The organism is Dokdonella sp. (genome assembly GCF_049593775.1).
GTDB lineage: Bacteria > Pseudomonadota > Gammaproteobacteria > Xanthomonadales > Rhodanobacteraceae > Dokdonella.
This window is the reverse complement of sequence record NZ_JBAWHJ010000215.1, coordinates 1-11601: the sequence shown is the minus strand read 5'-3', so window position 1 is coordinate 11601 and position 11601 is coordinate 1. Positions and strand designations below refer to the sequence as shown.

Annotated in this window: 3 protein-coding genes; 1 reads left to right on the top strand and 2 read right to left on the bottom strand. The window is 58.5% G+C overall.

The window, feature by feature from the left end; all coding sequences use genetic code 11:
- Together WBP53_RS07710 and WBP53_RS07705 are read right to left on the bottom strand one after the other, a co-directional pair.
- A partial coding sequence (locus tag WBP53_RS07710; protein ID WP_423927577.1) for a hypothetical protein occupies positions 1 to 1476 on the bottom strand: 1476 nt, incomplete at its 3' end.
- A 572-nt stretch (positions 1477 to 2048) separates the two neighbouring features.
- Positions 2049 to 5780: an integrin alpha gene (locus tag WBP53_RS07705; RefSeq protein ID WP_423927575.1), complete on the bottom strand. Its 3732-nt coding sequence runs from the start codon at positions 5778 to 5780 to the stop codon at positions 2049 to 2051.
- Positions 5781 to 6899: 1119 nt separating this feature from the next.
- On the opposite strand from WBP53_RS07705, the gene WBP53_RS07700 reads away from it, so the two are divergent.
- On the top strand, positions 6900 to 11414 hold the full coding sequence (locus tag WBP53_RS07700) for a choice-of-anchor D domain-containing protein (protein ID WP_423927573.1): 4515 nt from the start codon (positions 6900 to 6902) through the stop codon (positions 11412 to 11414).
- The last annotated feature ends 187 nt before the right edge of the window (positions 11415 to 11601 follow it).

The following is an 11601-nucleotide window of genomic DNA, read 5'->3' as shown; positions in this document are numbered from 1 at the left end:
GAAGCCACCGTTGTTTCTCAGTACGCCGAGCATCGGTTCAGTGTCGTCGATGGTATCCCCAGGTGTCGTGGCATATTTGCTTGTTCCCACCAGGTTGTGGTCGCCGGTGATCGTGGCCGGGGTAGTTTCGTTGCCGCGGATATCCGAGGGGAAGCTGACGTCCGTGGTGTCGATCAGAACGTTGCCCGAAACGATCGTGCTGGACATGTCCAGATTGACGCCATTCTTTATCAGAAGCCCGGCGCCATATTTCTCGTTGGCACTGTTTCGTTCAATGTTGCCGCTGATCGTGGTGTTCTGGATGGTGCTGGTATTGCCAAGATACACGCCACCACCATACTTGGCGTTGGAAGCGCTGGCCCTGTTGTCGGCAATCGTGCTCGAGTCGATTGTCGTATTGCCCGTACCGTTACGGCCCAGCGCCATGGCGGCGGCTGAATCAGCCTGGTTGTCGTAGATACTGGACTTGATGATTGTTGACGATCCGGAAATCCACGCTCCGCCACCCACATCGATGACGGATCCATTGCTGGTGGCGCTGTTGTCGCTGATGCCGGAGTATTTTGCAGTCAAGTCTGATGGCGAATAGATGCCACCTCCCCGCGTGTACGATCCACTAGTAGTGAACACACTGTTGTTGGTGACGGTACCGTACTTCATGGTGACGCCGCCTGAGGCGTAGATGCCGCCACCCTTTGCAACGCCTGAGTTGGCGATGGCCTCGCTACCAGAAACGATACTGCCCGTAAGCACCGAGGTATAGCCCGCGCTGATGATTGCGCCACCTTTGGCGTCCCCGCTTCCAGTGTTCTCAGCCGTGCAGTATTTGACTTGGGAGGAATCCTGCAGAACCACGTCGCCAGTCGAATAGATGCAGCCGCCCGAGGCCGTCCCGCTGGACGCTACCGAAAACCTTCCGCTCCGGACCGTCACGCCAGACAGGACAAGGGCGCCGTTACCGTAGTGAGCCAGCGGCTCGATCGTGTCCTGGCCGTCGAGAATCGGGTACTTGGACTCCGTGTCGCCCTGGATGGTCAAATCATCCGCGAAGGTAACAAGCGAACTTGTGAGAAGGACCGTGCAAGCAAGCCCGCTCATATCGATGGTGTCGCCGCTGACGGCAATGCCGAAGGCGTTCCGGAGGCTGCCCGAACCGGAATCGTTGCAGTTGGTGACCGGAATGGTCGCCCCCATGATGACGCCGATCTTGTCGATTCCCAACGCGCGCTGCATGGCCATGTCGGCCCTGGCAGCCTGGGCGGGGGTAAGTCTTGACAGCATCGCCTCACCACTGGACACGCTATCCAGAAGCTGTGTGCGAGCACTATTCAACTGCGGGTTGCTGCCCGCATCGCTTGCCAACAGCGGAGCAGAGGCACTGAAGGCCAGTGCGGCAGTCAAGCAGGCGGCCAGCGGCGTCATTCTCAATCGTTGTTGCAGAGCCCCATTGTGTTTATCGGTAACTAATCTTTTCATGCGGAAAACCCCCTCAGTCATCGTGCGCAGATACAGACAGATTGTCTGCCCCAAGCCCCCTAACGGAACAGGTATATAACAAGTGCCGTTAAAATAGCATCAACGTACAGGGTTGAAGTATATAAATGAACTGCACGGCGACATTTTATTAGCCAAGTGCTCGCGATTATCTCGGCCAAACACTGCTCCAGCCTTGACCTATGTCATGCCCGCAAAAAATTTCACTGCTTGGTGAATATGCCGTTGATACAGGGGCCTATCGCCACTTTGGGCCATTGATGAACCTGTCGGCATGGCGAAAGCGCTCTGCATATCCGTGAGCTGGGCTCGTTGCAAGCAAGCTGACTGACCATGGACTGACGAAAAATTGCCGTGAATGTCGAATCCGCAAAAAAATCTGCCTCTCGTTTGCTGGTGTGACGAAAAATGAGTCTGTCGAGCCTTCGAATTCGGTTGTTGGTGAGTGTCCGAGATGTTCGGGATGTTCCGTTTGCCGTCGTCGACGCGTCGCGAACTGCACCCAGACAGACGCGGTGAGGGCTACGTCGAATTATTCAGGGGATCCCTGAGCTTCATTGTGCGGCCCATTCAAAACCATCAGAAAACAAAGCCACCGGCGACAGCATGCGCGTATCTGCCGCGTCGGCGCTGCTGTTCAATCGCCGCCATGGACCAGCGACTGGTTTGGCTGCGGCGACAATGCCTGGAGCGGTGACTGTCAGGGGCGCATACAGCACGCGGGCGCGCCAGTGGTACAGGGTGTTTGAGTTCAAGCCCGGCGCCATCACGTTGAGCGATGCGCCCGCACTGCTGGCCGGTAGTTCCTGCCAGCTGCCGGAAACGAAATCGCTGCAAGCCGGGTGCAGGAATCGAAAGCCAGCAGGGCAAGCCTCCAACTGCAATTTGGCCCGTTCGCGGCCGCGCGGGCTGGTGGCATGCATTTGCACCTGCAAACCGTCATCGATGTTGGAGATGCCCCACTCGGACACCAACGTGCCGCTGGTGCGCAGTTGAAGCGGCTGTACCAAACGCCCTGGTGCATCGCCACCAAGGTAGAAAAACACTCTGCCTTGTTCATTCAGCACATGGCTGTACAAGGGTGCTCCGGCGATGACATCAGCAAACCCGTCGCCGTTGACGTCACCTACGCCCGCAACGCTCTCACCCATGTTCGAACCCGTCTGATTGGATTCCAGCTTGACCGTCGCGCTGCTGTCTATGCCCGCATCACTGCCGTTGTAGATGAAAACTGCGCCTTCATCCGTTTGCCCGCTGTCGTACCCCTGTGCACCGATCAAGACATCGGCATAGCCATCGCCATTGGTATCTCCAGCTGCGGCGACGCTACTACCGTAGTGGGCGAAGGCCTGGTTCGACACGATCTGAACTTGCGCGGTGGTCGCGACGCCTGCGTTGCCACCAAGAAACACCAGCGCGCTGCCGCCATCGATTTGAGCCGTGTCATAAGACGGCGCTCCCACGATCACATCAGCGTAGCCGTCGCCATTGACGTCTCCTGCGCCAGCCACGCTGGTACCGAAGAACGCCGAGGCCTGGTTGGCTTCCAGCAGTGTGGCGGGGATCGGAGCGAAGGCGCCACCGAGGTAGATCAACGCGACGCCTTCATCGGTTTGTCCGTTGTTGTAGCGCGGCACACCAACAATCACGTCGGCAAAGCCATCGCCGTTGACGTCGCCCGCGCCAGCCACACTGCGACCCATCATTGCACCGACCTGGTTCGACTCCAGCCTAACCGACTGATCCACGACTCCGCTCGCGCTACCCAGATAAACGAACGCGGCACCCTCATCGGTCTGTCCGAAATCGTAGGCTTCCGCACCAATGATCACGTCGGCGAATCCATCGCCGTTGATGTCGCCTGCACCGGCAACGCTCGATCCGAAGTACGCCTCGAATTGATTGGATTGAATTTGCGTATGCGCTATCGCTTCGATCCCGGAACTGCCGCCCAGAAAAACAAACATGGCGCCAGCATCGACCGATAGCGTGTCGTATCGTGGGGCCCCGACAATCAAGTCGGTATAGCCGTCGCCATTGACATCGCCCGCGCTCGCTACGCTGTGGCCAAACCTTGCGCCAGCTTGATTGGATTCCAACCGCACGACATCAACCAGGGTGTTCAGCCCGTTCGCGCCGCCCAGGTAGACGAATGCGGCGCCCTCGTCGACTTCTCCCGCATCGAAATAAGGTGCGCCGACGATGACATCAGCGAAGCCGTCACCGTTGACGTCGCCTGCGCCAGCTACGCTCCAGCCCAGGGATACACTGTGCTGATCGACTTCCAGCAACGCGTCCGCCGAATCGTCAAGTTCGCCAACGCCACCGCGATAGACAAAGACCGCGCCTTCGTCGGTCTGCCCGGCGTCGTAGGCGGGCACGCCAAGCAGAAGATCCGAAAAGCCATCGCCATTCACGTCAGCGCCGCCGGCAACGCTTTGTCCCAGTTTCGCGAACGCTTGCTGACCGCGAAAACGGGCAACTTCCAGCACATTCAATCCGTCTGCAGAACCATGATAAATACGCGCTGCCCCCTCGTCCGTTTGGGATTGTTCGTAGTTCGGTGCCCCGACAACCACGTCTGCATAGCCATCACCATTCAGATCGCCCGCGCCCGCGACGGAAGTGCCAACTCTGGCGTCAGCCTGATCAAAATTAAGTTGCGCGTCAGCATCCGCGTCGAACAAAGTGCTACTTCCGAAATAGACAAAGGCCGCGCCGGAGTCCGCTAGCGGCAGGCCGTTGAGTTTCTGATCAAATCGAGGCGCGCCCACGATAACGTCGCCAAAGCCATCGCCGTTGATATCCCCCGCGCCAGCTACACTGGCGCCGAACTCGGCATTGGCCTGATCTGCCTGCAACAGCGCGTGTGGAAACGGGAATACGCCGCTGCTGCTGCCCAGAAAAATGGCAGCGACACCTTCATTGCTTTCACCATTGTTATAGCCACTTGCCCCGACCAGCACATCGGCAAAGCCATCACCATTGACATCACCGGCTCCAGCAACACTGAACCCGAAGTAGGCGTCAGATTGATCGATTCCCAAGCCGGAATCGGCAAATGAATCGAACGATGTACCAGGGCCGCCGTGATAGACGAACGCGGCTCCTTCGTCGCTGAGCCCACTGTCAAATCGATATGCACCAATGATCACGTCGGCATAACCATCGGCATTGACATCGCCAGCGACGCTCACGCTGTTTCCAAAACTTGCCGACGCCTGATTGGACTGAATCAATGCATCCAGCGTGTTGTTGAAACTGCTGGAACCGCCAAAGTAGATTGCCACAGCTCCTTCCTGCACCTGCCCATTGGTGTATTCGGGCGCGCCAACAATCATGTCGGCAAAACCATCACCGTTCAGATCGCCACCACCGGCGACACTCCAGCCGAAGTGTGCGCCGGCGTTATCAAGCTCGAACGGCGCGTTGGGACTGGTGTTGAAGGTTCCCGAGGAGCCAAAGTAGACAAACGCGGACCCTTCGTCGGCTTGGCCGTTGTCGTAGTAGGGCGCGCCGACCAGTACATCGCCGAAGCCATCGCCATTGACATCACCGGCCATCGCCACGCTCCAACCCAGCGCGGCGTTGGCCTGATCAGATTGAAGTAGCGCATCCTTTATGCCGTCCACGACGCTCTTGATCGTGACCGGAAATGTGGCTTTGCTGCTGGAAACCGCCAGCGCAATGGTATTTTCATCTGTGTACAGCCTGGTTTCCAATATTGTGCCAGCCGCATCCATTGCCACGACGCTGCCGAAGCGCAAGATGCCATGAGCGCTGCTCAGCATGATGTGCTGGCCGTCCTCACTTGGATATGTACTGACACCTTGTACTGAAAACACCAGACGTATCTCGGCAGCTTCAGTCGGTGCCGTGCTCACGTCGATGCGTTGCTCCAGGCCAAGATTCGAATTGAGGTAACTTTCGACAACATCGCCGCGCTGAATTTCAACGCTTGCCTGATCGAAGCTGATTCGACCCTCCGAAACGTTGCGGGTGACCGTGCCGAAATCCATATGGCTGAGCACAAGGCCCAACAACAATTCCTGATTTCTACTATCACGATGTACCAGGTGCACGCCGTTCGCATCAAAATAGGTGCGAAACCCTTGCGCCCGGTTCGGTGCTTGCAGGCCAAGGTCATTTTGGCTGACATGGTATTCACGCGCGTTCAAGTTCGATTGCGCCTGCGACGCCCAGCTTTCATCGGGGACGAGCAGAGGATTCCCGGCCATGGACAGTGTGGGACTGCACAGCAGGGCAATTGACAGGAAGTACTTCATTGCGGGTTCTCCAGAGATCCTTGTTGCTCGCAGGCAAGTGCTTGACGCCGTACTTCGAGCTGAAGCAGCGCAATCCATGCGTCGCATCGAAGAAGCGCGGTCAACGCAACGCTCGGCGTGCGCCATGGCAAGCAGTGAAGTTCATGAAGGCCCCAGTCCTTGCTTTGCTGCCCGGTACTCGCGTCCGGCAGGCGCGCTATCGCGAAGTGGGTCCATCGTTTGAGTATCATCAGACCGCCGTTGCTGAGGTTGCTTGCACGGCGCTGGCGGATACATCAGCGAACATGCGTTCGCGTCTGCAATACCATTCCGCCAGGGTTGTGTCCTTGGTTGATCGAGCCGGGCTGATTTCGGGCCCAATCCTACGGCTAGCGACGAGGCCAGTCCTTGCAAAAACCTTTGAGAAAGCTTGGCAAGCATGGCCGGTGCATCTGAAATGATCCGGGACACCCATGATTTCGCCAAGCATGCCTGCCCAGGATGTGGGTGGCCCGGTTGTTCGTCCTGCGCGAGCTGGGACTGAGTCAACGCTAATGGCATCGGCAGATGCTGGGCACCGAAACAAACTACTGGCGGGCGATCTGCTCCGCCCAGGCCCTGATCGATAAAGCCGCGGCCATGGGGCAGGGGTGGCTCAAGGGCACCGGAAGCGCACAGCGGCTACTGCGACCTCAACCGGCCTGATACAACACATCAGCACATAGCGGCGGATCGGATGCTCCGGGGGTGGGGCCTGGACGGCTTCCGCAAATCGCCCGCTCGTTCGTCGAATGGCGCTCTTTGATATACCCAAAAGCATGGATTCCGGACGATGCAGTTGGCGCTGAGCCAACTTCTTCCTGTTGCCGATGCCAGATCTCGCGTCCTGGGCATCCCGACACATTGTGGGTGTCCCGAATGTTGGATGTTGCCGCATAGCTCGCTTGGTCCTTGGCCACAATCCGGCGTTGCTCGTGATCCATGGCTTTCATTGCCAAACGTTGCGCACTGACCGAAGTTTTGCGTAATCTCAGGACCGGTACCGGAGGCGGTTGTCTCGCCCCTGCATTCGAGGTTCCACTTCGAGCTCCAGTCAGGAAACTCGGTTCACTCAAGTCCTTGGCCCACAGGGGAGCCTCGATGAGACGCCATCTTCTTGCTATTGCTGCATTGACCGTTCTCAACCTGCTTGTGCCCCGCATCAGCGAGGCGGCCATCTTTCTGGTGACCAACAACGCCGATTCAGGGACAGGAAGTCTTCGCGACACTGTCGCACGGGCCAACGCAACGACCGGTCCGGATTCGATATTCTTCCCTATGCCGTTGGGACCGGTCATTTTGACCAGCGGCGAAATAGTGATCACGGAGGATCTTTCGATCAACGCCGGATCCGATGGTCAGGTCATCAGCGGCAACAACGCTTCACGGATTTTCAGGACCGTTTCAAGCGCGAATGTTTCGCTTGTCGGGCTTGTGCTTGAAGACGGCAGGACCACTGTTGATACGGATCGATACTCACTCGACTGTGCCATCCACGGCCCTGGAGGTGCCGTCTGTGCAATGGGGGATCTCACGCTCAGTCATTGCTCGGTTCTCGGCAACACGGTGACCGGTCGCAATTCAGATGGCGGTGGTGTATACGCCGCGAAAACACTGAACCTGACCGATAGCCTGATCGCTGGAAACTCGGCAACTGACCTTGTTAGCTTCGGTGGTGGGGTGGATGCCTCGGGAGGAGCCACTGTCTCGAACACCATCCTCGAAAACAACAGTGCCGGGATCGCCGGCGGAATGTACATAGGAGGCCCGACGACAATCACCGGCAGCACCATCTCCGGAAACACAGCTCGCACCTTCCAGGGTGGCGGATTGCAGCTTCGAGGCAACAGCACCTTGATTCAGACAACAGTCTCCGGCAACAGCGCGGCGACGGGCGGAGGCGGGATCTTTTCCCAATCGGAAACCTTGCTGATCGCCAACAGTACGATCACGGACAATCGTGCATCCGACGGGGCCGGCGGCGTTCATATGCACAGTTATCGGCCGCCTTCGCTGCGGATATCACTTGCGAGCACGATCCTGGCCGACAACCAGGGGACCACCGGCAACTTCCAAAACGAGGTTGTCAACGGTGGTGGCGTGATTCAGCTCAACACGAGTGCGAGCCTGTTCGGCGACGATTCCTCGGAAGTCAACGGCACCAATACGGCGACCCTCTTCAACGATCATCCAGACCTCAGCAATCTGGTGGACTATGGCTGTGCCGAAGACGCGGGGATCGGGCTGACGGCGACTTGCGTACGCGTCAGGGCCCCCAACACGTCAAGTCCGGCCCGCGATCAAGGTGTCAATTTTCTGGGCCTGCAGTCAGACCAGCGTGGTGCGGGGTTTGCCCGTACGACAGGAGCCGGCACCGACATTGGCGCCATCGAAGCGCAGGGGCGCATCCTGATTATCAACCCGAATCCATGGAACTTCGGCTATGTCCCGGCGGGTTCTTCGGCGAATCAGTTCGTGACGCTCTCGAACGCCGGAACCCTGGAGCTGAAAATCTCGGCGATCACGAGTCCTGCTGCTCCGATGGCCCTGACCGGAGGCACCTGCACCACCCCACCCGTCGTGCTCGCCGCCGGAACCAGTTGCACGCTTCAATACACCTTCTCGCCGAACGCGTCCGGGGTGGACACCAGAGAGCAGGTCGAAATCATCTCGGATACCGCGGGCGCTGAGACAAGGACTCTCAGCCTGCGAGGCAACACGCTTGAGGCCATGCTTGTATTGAATCCGGATCTGCTCGACTTTGGCAGCGTTGTAGTTGGAGGCAACTCAATGCTGCAGGTCACCATCTCCAACCCTGGAACGGCACCCTTGCACATCAGCGATGTGACAGGTTCCGGTCCGCCGTTTTTAAGCTTCGGCGGCGGAATCACCGTGGCGCCTGGAGGCGTCGAGACGAAAAATATCTATTTTCGACCCGCTGCCACGGGAGGCTTCAGTCAGGATCTGATCTTGACCAGCAACGCGATTGGAACGCCGGACAACGTTTTGACGCTGCAGGGTGTCGGGATAGAGCCAACGTTCGTCTCTCCGAGCCTCCTCGACTTTGGCACCGTGCCGATCGACACCACGTCAGTGACCCGCGAGGTCACCCTGTCCAATCCCCTGTTGAGTCAAGCAGTCATCGTTACCGATCTGACGATTCCGACGGCACCCTTCGTCCGTGTAGCAGGGACTTGTTCGGCTTTGCCGATTCAAGTGATCCCGGGAGCGTCCTGCACTATCAGCTATCAGTTCAACCCGACAGCGATCGAAGACTCCAGCCAGATCGTGACGGCGACCTACTATCTGCAAGGCACTCCGCCTTACAGTGCCCCTCCGGCAGTCAGCGGCGCAAGTGAAGATGCGAATGCGCCTTTGAAAAGGCATCCTGCCTCACCTCAGGGCGATGGACCCCCACTGGAGACTTTTGCATTTTCCTTGCAGGGCACTGGCGTGGCTCCTTTGCTTACGCTGACACCGGATCCACTGGATTTCGGCGATGTCCAGGTCAGCGCAAATTCGGCGACGCTGAGCGTGACGGTCTCGAATCCCGGCACGTCCGCGTTGAACGTCTCGGCGATCACGTCCCCGGTGGCACCGTTCTTCAACATCACGGGCGGTAGCTGCGGTACTACGCCCTTCGTCGTCGCGTCATTGGGGAGCTGCACGCTGCGCTACCGGTTCTCCCCGACGGCGATCGGCAATATCAGTCAGGATCTGACGGTCAGCTCCGATGCGAGCGGCACTCCAGACAACATCGTGACCCTGCAAGGTGTCGGCGTGGAGCCGCCGCTCACGCTCTCGCCGGATCCCCTCGAATTTGGCGATACTCCAGTGGGCTCCGATTCGGTGCCGATGGGAGTGGATGTCACCAACAATGGCACGACGTCCGTGACCATCGTTGCGATCAATGCAAGCGGCGATTTCAGTCAATCAGCCACCTCCTGCGTGGGTGCCCTGCCGGCCGGCTCGACCTGCACCATCCCGATGATCTTTACTCCGACTGACGCTGGCCTTCGTCTTGGACAGTTGCAGGTTCAAACCGCTTCGACTACACGCACTGTCGCCCTGCGGGGCGTCGGGGTTGACTACGCACTTGATGTCACGGTGGCCGGCGAAGGCTCGGTATCTGCGGCGGCAACACCGCCGCCCAACTCCGGTGTGATTGCGAATTGCACCAGCACTGGCGGCAGTTGTTCGGCGCGATATTCTGCGGGTGCCATTGTGGCGCTCACGCCGACCCCGCAGGCTGGTTGGCACTTCGTCGGCTGGAGCGGTGATTCCGCATGCGATGGCGGACAGGTACCGATCGACGCGGACTCCATCTGCAACGCGAATTTTCTGAAAAACACGATCAGCGGTGCAGTAGCCGGACTCAATGGCGAAGGCCTGACCCTGCACCTCGACTTCGGAACTGGAAGCGAAGATCTGGCTATCAATAGCGCAGCCACCTCGTTTGAATTTCTGACGGCCGTTCCGGCAAGTGCGGCCTATACGGTCACCGTGTCGTCGCAACCGAACAACCCAAGCCAGAGATGCAATGTCGTCAACGACGCGGGGACCATGCCCGCCGGATCAGTCAGCAATCTGTTTGTCTACTGCGGCGATAATTCCTACAGCGTAGGAGGCACGATTTCCGGCCTGTCTGCCTCGGGCCTGACTCTGAGGCTCAATGGCGGAAATGATCTGGCCATCGCCACCGGCAGCTCGAATTTCACGTTCAATGCCCTGCTACCCGCCGGGAGCAGCTACACCGTAGCGATCGCCCAACAGCCGTCTGGCGAAAGCTGCGCATTGGACAACGCAAATGGCACTGTCAACGCCAACATCACTGACGTAACGGTCATGTGTGTGCCTGCGCAAGCACAACTCAGTCTCGCCGTTACCGACGGAGCCGAGTACGCACGCTACGGACAGATTGCGGACTATCTCGTGACCCTGAGCAACACAGGGAACATGACCGCCACGGATGTCCACATGACAAGCACCTACTCGGCGGGCCTCGACGCCCAGAACAGCACCTGGATCTGTATACCAGGCAGCCCGTCAGCGCAGTGCGCAATGAGCGGGACCGGCCCATTTCTCGACACTGTCATCGTTCCTGCCAACCAATCCGTATCCTGGCTGATAAGCGTTCCAATTTTGCCCCACAGCAATGAATCCACCGGCGAGTTCACGATCAGCGCAAGCGATGGCAGCTTCGGCAGCGACATCGACACGCTTGTCATCTTCAGGACGGGCTTTGACCAGACCTACGGCGATGGTGCTAGGACGGTCCTGCCTGCGGATCAGTCTTCCGCGATCATCAAGGGGCACATGATGAAATCCTTCTTTCTGCCCCCGCGGTCAGCTGCCCTTGTCGATGACGCAATCGAAATGCAGACGGGAGGGAACGTGGTTCGTGTGCAGCGCGCCAATGTCCAGGATGCATCATTCGTCCGACTGCTGATTCATCCGAAAGATGGCCGTGAACACAGCACATTGTGGGCAACATTCGATCCGTTTTCGGAGCTGACAATTGCCAGCACTGCCGGGCAAGGTGATCAACGAATCATCCTGCTCCAAGGAGCTGCGCTGAACGTGTTCATACCTTTGAGACTAGAAGCGGGACACTAGAAGCCCTGGAAGGGGGACGCCCAGAATTCCGCCATCTCGGCAGATGGTGGGTGTCCCGGTTGTTGAAGGTAGTGTGGCCGCATTGTGGGTGTCCCAGTTGTCGCCCTTGGCGTGGCGTCTTGCCGACGAAACACGTATGGTTCGCCATCCCACAAGCAGGCTCACCATGGCAACGCAAAAGCCGTTT

What these genes read in the sequence shown, in the direction of transcription:
- WBP53_RS07700 (WP_423927573.1), top strand. Translation starts at nt 6,900, where the DNA reads ATGAGACGCCATCTTCTTGCTATTGCTGCATTGACCGTTCTCAACCTG.
- WBP53_RS07705 (WP_423927575.1), bottom strand. Translation starts at nt 5,780, where the DNA reads ATGAAGTACTTCCTGTCAATTGCCCTGCTGTGCAGTCCCACACTGTCC.